14 protein-coding genes are annotated in these 15,392 nt (G+C 39.0%); 13 read left to right on the top strand and 1 reads right to left on the bottom strand.

The window, feature by feature from the left end:
* The first annotated feature begins 2 nt into the window (after positions 1 to 2).
* The 9 genes from BTO23_RS21445 to alr all read left to right on the top strand — a co-directional run bounded on the left by BTO23_RS21445 (position 3) and on the right by alr (position 8,590).
* The gene (locus BTO23_RS21445; RefSeq protein WP_060993548.1) at positions 3 to 1,247 is read left to right on the top strand and encodes an NADH:ubiquinone reductase (Na(+)-transporting) subunit B; all 1,245 of its coding nucleotides are present in this window, start codon (positions 3 to 5) and stop codon (positions 1,245 to 1,247) included.
* Positions 1,237 to 2,004 carry a Na(+)-translocating NADH-quinone reductase subunit C gene (locus BTO23_RS08335; protein WP_060993547.1) on the top strand — a complete coding sequence of 256 codons (768 nt, stop codon included), beginning with the start codon at positions 1,237 to 1,239 and terminating at the stop codon, positions 2,002 to 2,004. Before BTO23_RS21445 ends, BTO23_RS08335 begins: the two co-directional genes overlap by 11 nt.
* Positions 2,004 to 2,636, top strand: a complete 633-nt coding sequence (locus BTO23_RS08330; RefSeq protein ID WP_060993546.1) for an NADH:ubiquinone reductase (Na(+)-transporting) subunit D — start codon at positions 2,004 to 2,006, stop codon at positions 2,634 to 2,636. The genes BTO23_RS08335 and BTO23_RS08330 overlap by 1 nt, the downstream gene beginning before the upstream one ends.
* Positions 2,637 to 2,643: 7 nt before the next feature.
* Positions 2,644 to 3,240, top strand: a complete 597-nt coding sequence (nqrE, locus tag BTO23_RS08325) for an NADH:ubiquinone reductase (Na(+)-transporting) subunit E (protein WP_060993545.1) — start codon at positions 2,644 to 2,646, stop codon at positions 3,238 to 3,240.
* Between the two features lie 29 nt (positions 3,241 to 3,269).
* The gene (gene nqrF, locus BTO23_RS08320) at positions 3,270 to 4,496 is read left to right on the top strand and encodes an NADH:ubiquinone reductase (Na(+)-transporting) subunit F (RefSeq protein ID WP_060993544.1); all 1,227 of its coding nucleotides are present in this window, start codon (positions 3,270 to 3,272) and stop codon (positions 4,494 to 4,496) included.
* 164 nt (positions 4,497 to 4,660) lie between these two features.
* Positions 4,661 to 5,695, top strand: a complete 1,035-nt coding sequence (locus BTO23_RS08315) for an FAD:protein FMN transferase (protein WP_105063338.1) — start codon at positions 4,661 to 4,663, stop codon at positions 5,693 to 5,695.
* Between the two features lie 11 nt (positions 5,696 to 5,706).
* Complete coding sequence (gene nqrM, locus BTO23_RS08310) at positions 5,707 to 5,940, top strand: (Na+)-NQR maturation NqrM (protein WP_060993542.1); 234 nt, start codon at positions 5,707 to 5,709, stop codon at positions 5,938 to 5,940.
* A 127-nt stretch (positions 5,941 to 6,067) separates the two neighbouring features.
* The gene (gene dinB / locus BTO23_RS08305; RefSeq protein WP_061005128.1) at positions 6,068 to 7,165 is read left to right on the top strand and encodes a DNA polymerase IV; all 1,098 of its coding nucleotides are present in this window, start codon (positions 6,068 to 6,070) and stop codon (positions 7,163 to 7,165) included.
* Positions 7,166 to 7,378: 213 nt separating this feature from the next.
* On the top strand, positions 7,379 to 8,590 hold the full coding sequence (gene alr, locus BTO23_RS08300) for an alanine racemase (RefSeq protein WP_105054229.1): 1,212 nt from the start codon (positions 7,379 to 7,381) through the stop codon (positions 8,588 to 8,590).
* Positions 8,591 to 8,659: 69 nt separating this feature from the next.
* Here alr and BTO23_RS08295 read toward each other — a convergent pair whose 3' ends face one another.
* Complete coding sequence (locus BTO23_RS08295) at positions 8,660 to 10,114, bottom strand: aminoacyl-histidine dipeptidase (RefSeq protein ID WP_105063337.1); 1,455 nt, start codon at positions 10,112 to 10,114, stop codon at positions 8,660 to 8,662.
* An 826-nt stretch (positions 10,115 to 10,940) separates the two neighbouring features.
* On the opposite strand from BTO23_RS08295, the gene BTO23_RS08290 reads away from it, so the two are divergent.
* The 4 genes from BTO23_RS08290 to proB all read left to right on the top strand — a co-directional run bounded on the left by BTO23_RS08290 (position 10,941) and on the right by proB (position 15,387).
* On the top strand, positions 10,941 to 12,233 hold the full coding sequence (locus BTO23_RS08290) for an NCS2 family permease (protein WP_060993538.1): 1,293 nt from the start codon (positions 10,941 to 10,943) through the stop codon (positions 12,231 to 12,233).
* A gap of 37 nt (positions 12,234 to 12,270) precedes the next feature.
* The gene (gene gpt, locus BTO23_RS08285; RefSeq protein WP_045101484.1) at positions 12,271 to 12,729 is read left to right on the top strand and encodes a xanthine phosphoribosyltransferase; all 459 of its coding nucleotides are present in this window, start codon (positions 12,271 to 12,273) and stop codon (positions 12,727 to 12,729) included.
* A 142-nt stretch (positions 12,730 to 12,871) separates the two neighbouring features.
* A complete protein-coding gene (frsA, locus tag BTO23_RS08280) occupies positions 12,872 to 14,113 on the top strand; it encodes an esterase FrsA (protein WP_105063336.1) in 1,242 nt (413 codons plus the stop codon).
* A 164-nt stretch (positions 14,114 to 14,277) separates the two neighbouring features.
* Complete coding sequence (gene proB / locus BTO23_RS08275; protein WP_081091617.1) at positions 14,278 to 15,387, top strand: glutamate 5-kinase; 1,110 nt, start codon at positions 14,278 to 14,280, stop codon at positions 15,385 to 15,387.
* Positions 15,388 to 15,392: the final 5 nt, after the last annotated feature.

The following is a 15,392-nucleotide window of genomic DNA, read 5'->3' as shown; positions in this document are numbered from 1 at the left end:
CGATGAGCCTTTTAAAGTTTATTGAAAAAATTGAACCTCATTTCGAACCTGGTGGAAAACATGAAAAATGGTTTGCTCTGTATGAAGCAGCAGCAACTCTTTTTTATACACCAGGTACGGTAACAAAAGGTGGTTCACATGTTCGTGATAGCGTTGATTTAAAACGTATCATGATCATGGTTTGGTTTGCAGTATTCCCAGCAATGTTTTGGGGTATGTATAACGCAGGTAACCAAGCAATTGTTGCTCTTGAGCACATGTATTCTGGCGCTGAACTAGCTGGTGTAATTTCTGGCAACTGGCATTACTGGTTGACTGAAATGCTTGGCGGTACAGTAAGTGCTGATGCTGGCTGGGGCAGTAGCATGCTACTGGGTGCTACTTACTTCTTACCTATCTATGCAACCGTATTTTTGGTTGGTGGTTTCTGGGAAGTATTGTTCTGTATGGTGCGTAAGCATGAAGTAAACGAAGGCTTCTTTGTTACTTCTATTCTTTTCGCATTGATCGTTCCACCAACACTTCCTTTATGGCAAGCAGCGTTAGGTATTACCTTCGGTGTTGTTGTTGCTAAAGAGATCTTTGGTGGTACTGGTCGTAACTTCCTTAACCCAGCACTTGCGGGTCGTGCATTCTTATTCTTTGCATACCCAGCTCAAATTTCAGGTGATGCGGTTTGGACTGCTGCTGATGGCTTCTCTGGTGCAACAGCACTTAGCCAATGGGCACAAGGCGGTCAAGGCGGTCTAGTTAATACAGTAACTGGCAACACTATCTCTTGGATGGACGCATTCATTGGTAATATCCCAGGTTCAATTGGTGAAGTTTCGACTCTTGCTTTGATCCTTGGTGGCTTAATGATCGTTTACATGCGTATTGCATCTTGGCGTATTATTGCGGGTGTAATGATCGGTATGGTTGCAGTATCAACACTGTTTAACCTGATCGGTTCTGATACAAACGCAATGTTCAGCATGCCTTGGCATTGGCACCTAGTTCTAGGTGGTTTTGCATTCGGTATGATCTTTATGGCAACAGACCCAGTATCGGCGTCATTTACCAATAAAGGTAAGTGGTGGTACGGTATTTTAATTGGTGGTATGGCTGTAATGATCCGTGTAGTTAACCCTGCGTACCCTGAAGGTATGATGTTAGCTATTCTGTTTGCAAACCTATTTGCTCCACTGTTTGATAACCTTGTAGTTGAAGGTAACGTGAAACGGAGACTAAAACGCTATGGCAAGTAATAACGATAGCATTAAAAAAACACTCGGTGTTGTTATTGGTTTGAGCTTAGTGTGTTCAATCATCGTATCAACAGCTGCTGTTGGCCTGCGTGATAAGCAAAAAGCGAACGCAGTGCTTGATAAGCAAAGCAAAATTGTTCAAGTTGCTGGCGTAACTGGTGAAGGTACTGTTCCTGAGCTATTTGCAGCAAACATCGAACCTCGTCTGGTTGATTTTAAAACCGGTGAATTTGTTGATGGTGATGCCGCGACTTACGATCAACGTAAAGCAGCAAAAGATCCAAAACAATCAATTAAGCTAACTGCTGAGCAAGATAAAGCTAAGATCATTCGTCGTGCTAATCTAGGTGTTGTTTACCTAGTTAAAAGCGGTGATACAGTATCTAAAGTTATTATCCCTGTTCACGGTACTGGCTTATGGTCAATGATGTATGCATTTGTTGCAGTTGAGACTGACGGTAACACAGTTGCGGGTATCACTTACTACGATCAAGCGGAAACTCCGGGACTTGGTGGTGAAGTTGAAAACCCAACGTGGCGTGCACAATTTGTAGGTAAGAAACTGTTTGATGAAAATCATAACCCTGCAATTAAGATTGTTAAAGGCGGTGCTCCAGCTGGTTCTGAGCACGGTGTAGATGGTCTTTCTGGTGCAACGCTAACAGGTAACGGTGTTCAACACACGTTTGACTTCTGGTTAGGTAATGATGGCTTCGGTCCATTCCTTGCTAAAGTTCGTGATGGAGGTCTGAACTAATGGCTAGCGCAAAAGAAATTAAAAAGAGCATTTTAGCGCCGGTGTTGGATAACAACCCGATCGCGCTTCAAGTTCTTGGTGTATGTTCGGCTCTAGCTGTAACTACTAAACTTGAGACGGCTTTTGTTATGACGTTAGCAGTAATGTTTGTTACTGCTTTGTCTAACTTATTCGTTTCGCTAATTCGTAATCACATGCCAAACAGCGTTCGTATCATCGTACAGATGGCGATCATTGCTTCTTTGGTAATCGTTGTTGACCAAGTATTGAAAGCATATCTTTACGATATCTCTAAACAGCTTTCTGTATTTGTTAGTTTGATCATTACAAACTGTATTGTAATGGGTCGTGCTGAAGCGTTCGCAATGAAGTCTGCACCACTTCCATCTTTCATCGATGGTATTGGTAACGGTCTTGGTTACGGTTTTGTATTGATGACAGTTGCATTTTTCCGTGAACTTTTAGGTTCTGGTAAACTGTTTGGTGTTGAAGTTCTTCCACTTGTTTCTAACGGTGGCTGGTACCAACCAAATGGTATGATGCTTCTAGCGCCATCTGCATTCTTCTTAATTGGTTTCATGATCTGGGCTATCCGTATCATTAAACCTGAACAAGTAGAAGCGAAGGAGTAAGGTCGAAATGGAACATTATATTAGTTTACTTGTTAAATCGATCTTCATCGAAAACATGGCGCTTTCATTCTTCCTAGGTATGTGTACGTTCTTAGCCGTGTCTAAGAAAGTTAAAACATCGTTTGGTCTTGGTGTTGCGGTAGTTGTTGTTCTAACAATTGCGGTACCGGTGAACAACCTTGTTTATACTTACTTACTGAAAGAAAATGCGATTGTTGCTGGTGTTGATTTAACATTCCTTAGCTTCATTACCTTTATTGGTGTTATCGCTGCCCTTGTACAAATTCTAGAAATGATCTTAGACCGTTTCTTCCCACCTTTGTACAATGCGTTAGGTATTTTCCTTCCGTTAATCACAGTTAACTGTGCAATTTTCGGTGGTGTATCTTTCATGGTTCAACGTGACTATAACTTTGCTGAATCGGTAGTATACGGTTTCGGTTCTGGTGTTGGTTGGATGTTGGCTATCGTAGCACTTGCTGGTATTCGTGAGAAAATGAAATATTCAGATGTACCTCCTGGTCTTCGTGGCCTAGGTATTACTTTCATTACAGTAGGTTTAATGGCGTTAGGCTTTATGTCTTTCTCTGGTGTTCAACTGTAGGGTAAGCACCCAATAATAAGGAATAACAAATGCAAAGCATTATTCTTGGTGTAGCGATGTTTACCATTATAGTATTGGCTTTGGTATTGGTGATTTTATTCGCTAAATCTAAACTAGTACCTTCAGGTGACATTACTATCTCTGTAAACGGCGATCCTGAAAAAGCGATCATTACACAACCTGGTAGCAAATTACTTAACGCTCTTGGTAGCGCTGGTATCTTTGTATCATCAGCATGTGGTGGTGGTGGCTCTTGTGGTCAATGTCGTGTGAAAGTGAAATCTGGCGGTGGTGATATTCTACCTACAGAGCTTGATCACATTTCAAAAGGTGAGGCTCGCGAAGGTGAGCGTCTAGCATGTCAAGTTGCAATGAAAACTGACATGGAAATCGAACTTCCAGAAGAAATCTTTGGTGTTAAAAAGTGGGAATGTACCGTTATCTCTAATGATAACGAAGCTACTTTCATCAAAGAACTGGCTCTTGCTATCCCTGATGGTGAAGAAGTTCCATTCCGTGCTGGTGGTTACATTCAAATTGAAGCTGAACCACATCACATTAAATACGCAGATTTTGATGTTCCTGAAGAATATCGTGGTGATTGGGATAAGTTTAACTTGTTCCGTTACGAATCTATCGTTAAAGAGCATTCGATCCGTGCTTACTCTATGGCTTCATACCCAGAAGAGAAAGGCATTATCAAGCTTAACGTGCGTATCGCAACTCCGCCGCCAAATAATCCTGACGTAGCTCCTGGTGTTATGTCATCTTATATCTGGTCTTTAAAAGAAGGTGACAAATGTACTATTTCTGGTCCATTTGGTGAATTCTTTGCGAAAGATACTGATAATGAAATGGTATTTATCGGTGGTGGTGCAGGTATGGCGCCAATGCGTTCTCATATCTTTGACCAACTTTTACGTCTTAAATCAACACGTAAAATGTCTTACTGGTATGGTGCACGTTCTAAGCGTGAAATGTTCTACGTTGAAGATTTTGATGGTCTAGCGGCTAACAATGAAAACTTCGTATGGCACTGTGCTCTGTCTGATCCTATGCCAGAAGATAACTGGGATGGTTACACTGGCTTTATTCACAACGTACTTTATGAAAACTACTTGAAAGATCATGAAGCTCCAGAAGATTGTGAATACTACATGTGTGGTCCACCAATGATGAACGCTGCTGTAATCGGTATGCTGAAAGATCTTGGTGTTGAAGATGAAAACATCTTACTAGATGACTTCGGTGGTTAATCCATTGAAGTAAGAAACATTGGCTGACTCATTACTGAGTCAGCCTTTTTTCGTATTAACGAGCTATATTTAACCTGACAAAGTACAGGGTTATAGGTTTTTTAAATCTATATTCCTGTGTATTGTTTACGTTATTTTAATGTATTTTAATTAAGGAGTTGGCAGTGATTGTCAGTGTTACTCATTTAGTGAATAAAACTAAAATTGTTTTGTTATCTTGCTTAGCGTTAGTTTTGCTTTCAGGTTGTGGTGATCAACGTGAGCAAATATATATAAATGGTCCGACAATGGGGACTAGCTACAATATTAAATTCATTAATAAAGAAGGTTTACCTACAACAGAAGAAATCCATGCAGAAGTGGATAGAAAACTCGAACTTGTTAATGATCAAATGTCGACATATCGCCAAGATTCTGAGTTAAGCCTATTTAATCAAAGTACAGATTTAACCCCGTTTACTGTTTCTAAAGATACTGCAACAGTAATCAACGAAGCGATTCGTTTAAATCAAATGACGGAAGGTGCATTAGATATTACGGTTGGTCCATTAGTTAATTTGTGGGGTTTTGGTCCAGAAGCTCGCCCTGAAGTAGTTCCTACTGAAGAAGAACTAAATGCTCGTCGTGAGATCGTTGGTATCCAACATTTAAGTGCGACAGCGATAACAGTGACAAAAGATATCCCAAATCTTTATGTGGATCTTTCAACCATTGCAAAAGGTTGGGGTGTTGATGTTGTAGCTAATTATTTAGAAGAATTAGGCATTACTGACTACATGGTTGAAGTCGGTGGTGAAATGCGAGTTAAAGGCAACAATAAAGAGAATGTTGCTTGGCGTATCGCAATTGAAAAACCATCAGTAGATGAACGTTCGATCCAAGAGATTATTGAACCTGGACATCATGCTGTAGCTACATCTGGTGATTACCGTATTTATTTTGAAAAAGAGGGTGTTCGTTATTCTCATATCATTAACCCAATTACAGGTAAACCAATTGCTAATAAAGTTGTCTCAGTTACAGTACTTGATAAATCTTCAATGACCGCTGATGGCTTAGCAACAGGCCTAATGGTGTTAGGTGAAGAGAAGGGCATGGAAATCGCCAACAAAAACAATATTCCTGTTTTCATGATAGTGAAAACAAAAGATGGCTTTAAAGAGATAGCTTCTAAAGCCTTTAAGCCTTTTTTGAAATAAGTGAGTAGATAATGAGTACTTTTCTAATTACATTTGGTGTTTTCTTAGCGGTAATTGGCGCAATGGCTATTGGCTATATTGTGCAACGTAAAGTCGTTAAGGGGAGCTGTGGCGGTCTTGGTGCAGTTGGTATTGATAAGGTATGTAACTGTCCTGAACCATGTGATGCGCGTAAGAAACGTGAAGCGAAAGAAGCGATTAGAGCTGAGAAACTGGCTGCGTGGGAAAAAGATCGTATAGCATAATCATCATCATTAAATAAAAGCAAACAGCACCTACTATAGGTGCTGTTTTTTTATTTAATGATTAATAGTTTGTATATTAAATAGTTCAACGCTATTATTTAACTGTGTATTTATACAGTTTATTGACATGAGCGCTGAAAGCAAAAGCTTACCATTACAAGAGAAACCACGGGTGCAAAAGATAATTCATATTGATATGGATTGTTTTTACGCAGCAGTAGAAATGCGGGATAACCCTGCTTTGCGTAATGTTCCTTTGGCAGTTGGTGGTCATGAAAGACAGCGCGGTGTATTAAGTACTTGTAACTACGAAGCTAGAAAGTTTGGTATCCATTCAGCAATGCCAACAGGTAAAGCCTTAAAGCTTTGCCCTAACCTTATTGTTGTTCCTGGAAGAATGCAGGTATACAAAGAGGTATCTCATCATATCCATCGTATATTCAGACGATATACCGATAAAATAGAGCCTTTATCTTTAGATGAAGCTTATTTAGATGTGAGTAACTGCTCACTTTTACATGGTTCTGCGACATTAATAGCAGAGCAAATCCGTAAAGATATTTTTAACGAGTTAGCCTTAACGGCATCTGCAGGTATCGCGCCACTTAAATTCCTAGCAAAAATAGCCTCTGACCTTAATAAGCCCAATGGTCAATATGTCATAACTCCTGAGACGGTTATGGCGGAAGTTAATAAATTACCCTTAGAGAAAATACCTGGGGTTGGAAAGGTTAGCTTAGAGCGTTTACATCAATGTGGGCTATATACGTGTAATGATGTTCAAAACAGTGATCAACGAGATCTGTTGTTGAGGTTTGGAAAAATGGGGGCTTCTTTATGGAAGCGCTCTCATGGCATTGACGAACGTGAAGTAATTACAGAGAGAAATAGAAGGTCAGTAGGAGTAGAAAGAACCTTTACTCATAATATTAGTTCGTTTGAAGAATGCTGGTCAGTGATTCAAGCTCGACTGTATCCTGAACTAGAAAAGCGACTCTTAAAAGCAAATGGTTCATTAGATATCGCTAAACAGGGTATAAAGATTAAATTTGCAGACTTTCAACAAACGACGATAGAGCACGTACATCATCACCTTACTTTACCTTTTTTCGAAGAATTACTTATTGAAGTTTTAGAAAGGAAAAAAGGGCGAGAAATTAGATTAATAGGCGTAAGTGTAATGCTAAAAGATAAAGAGGTATTTCAGCAATTAAGCTTAATTTAAAGATTATCCATTAAGCTTGATGTGACGTTAATGATACTTATGTTTATAAAGTGAGACTTGAGTGTGAGTGACTCGTTCTTACTTTGTTTTTTATCGTTAGCGATAATTTAGGTGTTTGTAATATAAAGTGTTTTTTCTAGAGGTTACAAAAGCAGCACTATATAATTCCGTTTCAAAATTTATAAGATAATAATTATACAGAAACGGTTGTTTATGAAATTTACAAAATGTGCGTTGGCGTTAAGTTTAGTTTTTCCTACAGTGGCAGTTTCTGCGCCACTACTTTCTTTAGATACGTTAACGAATCAAGAGAAAATTCAACAAACCAATGCATGGTTAGAAATAGATACAAAAGCATTCCAGCATAATATTGATACATTAAAACAAACATTATCTGAAAGCACAAAAGTATGTGCGATCATGAAAGCGGATGCTTATGGTAATGGTATTGAAGGATTAATGGCTTCTGTTATTGACCGCAATGTAGATTGTATCGGTATTACCAGTAATGAAGAAGCTCGCATTGTTCGAGCTAAAGGTTTTGAAGGCGAAATCATGCGTGTTCGCGCTGCTACACCAAATGAGATTGAATCAGGGTTAACTTACCAAATTGAAGAACTGATAGGATCGAGTGAGCAAGCAAATACGATCGCTAAATTAGCAAAACAAAACAATACGATTATTCCCGTTCATTTAGCGATCAATGCTGGTGGAATGGGGCGTAATGGCTTGGATTTAACTCAATTACAAGGAAAGAAGGAAGCATTAAATATTGCTTTTAATGGCCACATTAATATCGTTGGTATTATGACTCACTTCCCTAATGAATCTGTTGATGAGATTCGCACAAAGCTGAATTTATTCAAACAAGAAAGCCAATGGCTTATCGATGAAGCTCAGTTAAATCGTGAAAATATTACTCTTCATGTTGCCAATTCTTACACTACAATTAACTTACCTGAAGCACACTTAGATATGGTTCGCCCTGGTGGTCTACTTTATGGTGATATGCCAAGTAACCCCGAGTACAAACGTATCGTTCGCTTTAAAACATCTGTAGCGTCTTTAAACTACTTGCCAAAAGGCAGTACTATTGGTTACAGCAGTACTTATGTATTAGGTCGTGATTCTATTCTTGCCAACTTACCATTAGGTTATTCTGATGGTTATGTACGTTCTATTGGTAATAATGGTTATGTATTAATTAATGGTCAAAAGGCAAATGTTGTTGGTGTTACTTCAATGAATACAACAATGGTTGATGTCACTGATATTGCAGATGTTCAACCGGGTGATGAGGTTGTTCTTTTTGGCTCTCAAAATGAAGAAACAATTGAAACTAAAGAAATGGAAGCATTTAGTAGTCGTAGCATGCCTGAGTTATACGTTATTTGGGGCGCAACTAATCCAAAAGTATATTTCTAATTAATTGTAGTTAGTATAAATAAAAACGGTCAGCATATGCTGACCGTTTTTTTATTAACAACTAATGGATTATTTCTTAGGGATGTTCTCTAAGATAGCAACCATTTGCTCCCAATAAAGAGCAACCGTGTCAATTTTCACTTTCTCATCTGGAGAGTGAGGGAATTTGATTGTTGGACCAAATGAAATCATATCCATTTCTGGATAAGGCTTCTTAAATAGACCACATTCAAGACCTGCGTGAATAACCATAATATTTGGTTTATTTCCGTAGATACCTTCATAAACATCACGGAAAACATGCATGATTTCAGAATCAGCATCAGGCTTCCAACCAGGGTAAGTACCAGAGAAGGTGACTTGTGCGCCTGCTAATTCAGCAACAGAAGAAAGCATACCCTCAACCATACTACGACCCGAATCCATTAGTGAACGGATAAGACAAAGAATAGTAATAGAATCTTCATCTGTCGTAATAACACCAACATTCAAAGACGTTTCAACCACACCTTCAATATCATCACTCATACGGATCACACCGTTTGGACACGCATTCAATGTTGCAATAAAGCGTGCTTGAGTCGACGATGTTAAGGCTTTATCTGCAGAAACCGCTTCATTGAAGGTCATGATACCGGTTTCTACTCGGCCTAGTTCAGCTTTTAGTAAATCAGTATAAAACGTGAATAGCTCGGCAAGTTTTGCTTCGTTCTCAGCAGGAACGGCAACAGTTGCAAACGCTTCACGAGGAATTGCATTACGTAAACTACCACCACGGAATTCAACTAGACGTAAATCAAGCTCAGCAGCATGACCAGCAAGGAAGCGCCCTAATAGTTTGTTTGCATTACCACGACCTGTGTGAATATCACAACCAGAGTGACCGCCTTTTAGGCCTTTTAAGGTAATTTGACGAGTAACATAACCTGTTGGTAATGCTTCACGTTCGATATTCAGTTTGATAGCACCATCAGCACCACCAGCACAACCCATGTAGATTTCACCTTCTTGCTCAGAGTCTGTATTTAAAAGGATATCACCTTCTAACCAACCGGCCTCTAAACCGAAAGCGCCAGTCATGCCTGCTTCTTCATCGATAGTTAGCAATACTTCAAGAGGACCATGTTTGATTTCATTTGATGCTAAAACAGCAAGACAAGAAGCCATACCCATGCCGTTATCCGCACCTAATGTAGTGCCTTTTGCAGTAACCCACTCACCATCAATGTATGGCTGGATTGGATCTTTAGTAAAATCATGATCAGTATCTTCGTTTTTCTGCGGAACCATGTCGATATGAGCTTGAAGAACGACGCCTTTGCGGTCTTCCATTCCTGCAGTAGCTGGTTTTTTAATGAAAACATTACCAGTAGGATCACGGCGAACCTCTAAACCTTCATTTGTTGCCCATTCAATAATATATTGAGCTAGTGCTTCTTCATACTTAGAAGGGTGAGGGATTGAACAAATTTTGTCGAAAAACTGCCACAATGGTTGAGGGCTAAGTTGAGTGATCTCTGACACAAGGATCTCCTTTCTGAAACAAGATTTATTTAGAAATGCTCTATTAACGTGAGCAATTGATTGTTAATTTAACTCAGTATACCCCTGAATTTAGCCAATTACTCTGTTTGATATCGTAATTACATTATCAGGTTTGGTGAAAGCATAGTGGGAATATCTTTATTTTTTAAATAGCAAACGATTACGTAATAAAATTACACTTTATGTATATTGTTTGGACTTATTCGCTATTTTATGTGAGCTGAGTCATGTTTTTCTTGTAATTAATTTTCATGGTGCTATAGTTATCTCATCTGCTGAACAGCAGAAAGTAAATGCTCAAAGGATGAGTCCGATTTATCGCCTCCAAGGAACCGAGATCAATTCTATTGTTTTTAACTGTCAATTGATAAGGTGATGTTATGTCTTTTTTAAGTTCTTCAAGTTTCTGGAACCAACGCTCTGTTTACACAAGTCAATTTGTTTACCCAGCTTGCTTTGGTTACTAATAAAACTTCGGTTTTATGCGTAAAGTTATACCCCTATAATTGGAATTCTATTTTACCCAACTAGGGTGACTTATATTCTCCGCCATCCAAATCATTTGGGTGGCGTTTTTTTTGCCTTTAAATTATTTCCTTTCTACCTAACCTCTTTTCTTTTTTTATTATCCTATTGATTTAATGAGTAAATACTTGTTTTTTAAAATTAGTGTATTCACTTTATTTATTATAAGCTCATTAAATGGATAACTATCGCTAGAAATTCGTATAATTCCTCTTTATAATCCTCAGCCAATCGATTACGCAAACGTTTAGATTGCAAAAATACTCTAAGGATTACTCAAATGCTTGAGAAACTATTTCAACTAAAAGAAAACGGTACGGATGTTCGTACTGAGGTTATTGCAGGGTTAACCACCTTCTTAACCATGGCTTATGTCATTTTCGTTAACCCAGCAATTTTAGCTGACGCAGGTATGGATAAAGGCGCAGTATTTGTAGCAACTTGTATTGCTGCTGCCATTGGTTGTTTTATTATGGGATTTGTTGCTAACTTCCCAATAGCTCAAGCTCCAGGTATGGGATTGAATGCCTTTTTTACTTATACCGTCGTTCTTGGTATGGGTCATACGTGGCAAGTAGCATTAGCTGCTGTATTTATGTCGGGTGTTTTATTCATACTGTTAAGTTTGTTTAAAATTAGAGAATTAATTATTAATTCAATTCCTCTTTCTCTACGAACTGGGATCTCAGCAGGTATTGGTTTATTTCTTGCTTTTATTGCCTTGAAAAACTCAGGTATTGTTGTTGATAATCCAGCAACACTAGTTTCAATGGGGCACATTAATAGCTTCCCAGCCGCAATGGGAGCACTGGCTTTCTTTTTGACTATTGCATTGGTACATCGTGGCTATAAAGCAGCTGTAATGATTGCAATTTTAGCTGTCACGGCTATTTCATTACTTTTCGGTGATGTTCAATATGCCGGGATCATGTCAATGCCACCAAGTATCGCACCTACATTTTTACAATTAGACTTTTCTAGTGCGTTTGAACTCAGCATGTTAACCGTTGTTTTTGCTTTCTTATTTGTTGATTTATTTGATACCGCTGGAACGTTAGTTGGCGTTTCTCAAAAAGCAGGGATCATGGATAAAGATGGTAATATCCCTCGCTTAAATAAAGCATTATTAGCAGACTCGACTGCAACATCTGTTGGTGCTTTATTAGGTACATCCAATACTACATCATACATTGAAAGTGTTGCAGGTGTGGCCGCTGGTGGCCGTACAGGTTTAACCGCTGTTGTTGTTGGTGTGCTATTTCTTTTGGCTCTGTTTTTCTCTCCTTTAGCAGGGATGGTTCCAGCTTATGCTACTGCTGGTGCATTGTTTTATGTTGCGATTTTAATGATGTCAGGTCTTGTAAGCATAGATTGGCGAGATCTTACTGAAGCAGCCCCTGTTGTTGTGGTATGCTTGCTTATGCCTTTAACCTTCTCTATTGCTGATGGTATTTCTTTGGGCTTTATCTCTTATGCTGCAATCAAATTATTAAGTGGTAAAGGTCGCGATGTTCATATCAGTGTTTGGGTTCTTGCTGCACTATTCACGCTGAAATTTATTTTTACGGCATAGTCGTTGATGACTGTGTCACTTAGAGGTTTTGTCAATTATGGCTAATAAATTTGTAATTACTTGGGATAACATGCAGATGTATACTCGTCAGCTTGCTGAACAGTTACTTCCTGCGGAACAATGGAAAGGTATTTTGGCTGTGAGCCGTGGTGGTCTAGTACCTGCTGCTATTCTAGCTCGTGAGTTAAATATTCGTTACGTTGATACTGTTTGTATCTCAAGTTACGATCATGATCATCAGCGTGATATGACGGTTGTTAAAGCGATGGAAGGTGACGGTGAAGGCTTCATTATCATCGATGACTTAGTTGATAGTGGTGATACTGCAGTTAAACTACGTGAAATGTACCCTAAAGGTAAATTGGTAACAGTATGTGCTAAACCTGCCGGTATTCATTTAGTTGATGCATATGTTGTTGATATCCCACAAGATACGTGGATTGAACAACCATGGGATATGGCAGTAACATACGTAGATCCTATTTGTAAAAAGTAATCGAAATCAAATTGATAAAAATGACTCTCTTGTAGGGTCATTTTTTTTGTCTGGTATTTGATTTTATTGTGAACGGCGTATTCCTCTTAGGTCTTTCAGTATATAGTAAAGGCAATGAACCTTTGTATTATTGGTGTGTGCGATGTCTCAATCTGAAAGTGAAAATCTCTCCGTAACTTTATTTAAAAACCAGAAGCAAGCTTTAGAGACATCAGGTCTCGTTCCTTATCTTCCAAGTAGTTTAGAGCAAGTCTCAGCGAGTGGAGAGAGAAGTTGGTATCGAGAACTTCGTCGTCCCCAGTGGATTTGGCAAGGGGTTGAACCTATAGAATTGGAATCCATCCTTGCTCGAATCGCCAGTAGTGATAAAAATAGAACTCGTGATGAATGGTTAGATACTGTCAGTGGTTATCATGCTGGAAATTGGGCTTATGAGTGGATTCATGCGGGTACTGAGCATCAAAAAAAAGCAGCAGAATTGACAGGTAATGAGGCTGCTGAAGAGTGTTTTAAAGCCAGTCTGTACTTTAGCATTGCAGGTTATCCACATATTAAAGGTGATAATTTAGCAACACAGGCTCAGGTTCTTGCAAATAAAGCGTATGACATGGCTGCGCAACAAATTTCTCATCGAATAGAGAAAATTAAAGTGCCGTATAAAGGCAAAAAAATCACCTGTTATTTACATTTGCCAAGCACCGAAAAACCATTACCTGTTGTGATTGTGAGTGGTGGTATGGATTCATTACAAACGGATATGTGGCGTTTATATCGTGACTTTCTTGCGCCAAATAATATGGCAATGCTAACGCTTGATATGCCATCGATTGGCCACAGTTCTCAGTGGCCCTTAACGGAAGACTCTAGTTGCTTACATCAAGCAGTGTTGAATCATTTACCTAATATCCCATGGGTTGATCGTTTTCATGCGGCGGTAATGGGATTTCGATTTGGCGGTAATGTGGCGTTACGTCTTTCTTTTTTAGAACCTGATAGATTAAAAGCGTGTGTGGCTCTTGGTGCTCCGATCCATCATATTTTATCGAACTCAGCCCAATTAAAGAAAATGCCTAAAATGTATTTGGACATTTTAGCGTCTAGATTAGGTAAGCAAGTCGTTGATATAAGTAGCTTAACTAGCCAAATGCAAGCGTGGTCTTTAAAGAATCAAGGCTTCCTTTCTGGTGGTAGAAAAACGTCAGTATCAGTCCTTTCGATTGGTTTACAAGGTGATCCTGTTTCTCCTAAATCAGATAACAAACTAGCGGCGTTATTTAGTCAATACGGGAAAGGGATTGAGCTGAAGAGCAAGACGTTGCATAGTGGTTATGAGGAAGCGCTAAACCAGATGATTGAGTGGATAAAAGAAGAAATGAAGCAATAATCTAACATTTTATTCCTCTTATTAAAGTGAAATATCATTAAATCGTATTTTTGGCTTGTACTGTTCTGATTTGCTTGCTAAAAATAGGGTGTTTTTTCCATTATTGTTACGATGAATATATTTTCGTAACTCAAAACATTATTAGTTAAATAGGTAGTAGGGAATTGAATACACAATCTCAAACCATAGTCGTTAAACTTGGTACAAGTGTACTCACCGGTGGCACATTAAAACTTGATAGAGCACATATGGTTGAACTTGTTCGTCAATGTGTCCATCTAAAAAAGTTAGGCCACCAAGTTATTGTTGTTACATCTGGAGCGATTGCTGCTGGTCGTGAGCATCTTAACTACCCCGAACTACCCAAAACCATGGCCAACAAGCAGTTATTGGCTGCGGTTGGTCAAAGTTGCTTAATTCAAGCATGGCAAAGTTTATTTGCAATCTATGGCGTTGATGTTGGTCAAATGCTGTTAACTCGTGCTGATTTAGATGATCGTGAGCGTTACTTGAATGCTCGTGACATGCTTAAAGCACTACTTAAAAATAATATCGTTCCTATTGTAAATGAGAACGATGCAGTAGCAACGAATGAAATTAAAGTGGGTGATAATGATAATTTGTCAGCACTAGTCGGAATACTTGCCGGAGCAGATAAGCTGTTATTATTGACCGATCAGTCTGGTCTATTTACCGCAGATCCGCGCAAAGACCCAAAAGCTGAATTGATTAAAGAAGTTCACACTATCGATGAAACATTACGTAAGATTGCAGGTGGCAGTGGCACGACGTTAGGTACTGGTGGCATGGCGACTAAATTGCAGGCGGCAGATATTGCGCGTCGTGCAGGTATTGAAGTCGTTATTGCAGCAGGCAGTGCAGAGAATGTCATTAGTGATGTTGTACACTCTAAGCCACAGGGTACGAAATTCTTACCGGTTGAATGTGCGTTAGAGAGTCGTAAGCGTTGGATTTTAGCTGGTCCTGCGTCTAATGGTACGATTGTGATTGATGATGGTGCAGTTAATGCAGTACAGCAAAAAGGCAGCAGCTTATTGAGCAAAGGGATCACCTCTATTTCAGGTTCTTTTGTTCGTGGTGGCGTTGCTAAGATTGTAAATACTAAAGGTGAGCTGATTGCTCGTGGTATTTCTCGTTACTCAAGTGACGATTTAAATAAGATTTTAGGTAAACACAGTCAGGATATTTACGCAGTATTAGGTTACGAATATGGACCTGTAGCTATCCACCGCGATGATTTAGTACTGATTTAGTAAAA

The organism is Aliivibrio sifiae (assembly GCF_002954715.1).
Taxonomy (GTDB): domain Bacteria; phylum Pseudomonadota; class Gammaproteobacteria; order Enterobacterales; family Vibrionaceae; genus Aliivibrio; species Aliivibrio sifiae.
Note: the sequence above shows the minus strand (reverse complement) of the source record. Positions and strands in the feature narration are given on the sequence as shown.

What these genes read in the sequence shown, in the direction of transcription:
- BTO23_RS21445 (WP_060993548.1), top strand. Translation starts at nt 3, where the DNA reads ATGAGCCTTTTAAAGTTTATTGAAAAAATTGAACCTCATTTCGAACCT.
- BTO23_RS08335 (WP_060993547.1), top strand. Translation starts at nt 1,237, where the DNA reads ATGGCAAGTAATAACGATAGCATTAAAAAAACACTCGGTGTTGTTATT.
- BTO23_RS08330 (WP_060993546.1), top strand. Translation starts at nt 2,004, where the DNA reads ATGGCTAGCGCAAAAGAAATTAAAAAGAGCATTTTAGCGCCGGTGTTG.
- nqrE (WP_060993545.1), top strand. Translation starts at nt 2,644, where the DNA reads ATGGAACATTATATTAGTTTACTTGTTAAATCGATCTTCATCGAAAAC.
- nqrF (WP_060993544.1), top strand. Translation starts at nt 3,270, where the DNA reads ATGCAAAGCATTATTCTTGGTGTAGCGATGTTTACCATTATAGTATTG.
- nqrM (WP_060993542.1), top strand. Translation starts at nt 5,707, where the DNA reads ATGAGTACTTTTCTAATTACATTTGGTGTTTTCTTAGCGGTAATTGGC.
- dinB (WP_061005128.1), top strand. Translation starts at nt 6,068, where the DNA reads ATGAGCGCTGAAAGCAAAAGCTTACCATTACAAGAGAAACCACGGGTG.
- alr (WP_105054229.1), top strand. Translation starts at nt 7,379, where the DNA reads ATGAAATTTACAAAATGTGCGTTGGCGTTAAGTTTAGTTTTTCCTACA.
- BTO23_RS08290 (WP_060993538.1), top strand. Translation starts at nt 10,941, where the DNA reads ATGCTTGAGAAACTATTTCAACTAAAAGAAAACGGTACGGATGTTCGT.
- gpt (WP_045101484.1), top strand. Translation starts at nt 12,271, where the DNA reads ATGGCTAATAAATTTGTAATTACTTGGGATAACATGCAGATGTATACT.
- frsA (WP_105063336.1), top strand. Translation starts at nt 12,872, where the DNA reads ATGTCTCAATCTGAAAGTGAAAATCTCTCCGTAACTTTATTTAAAAAC.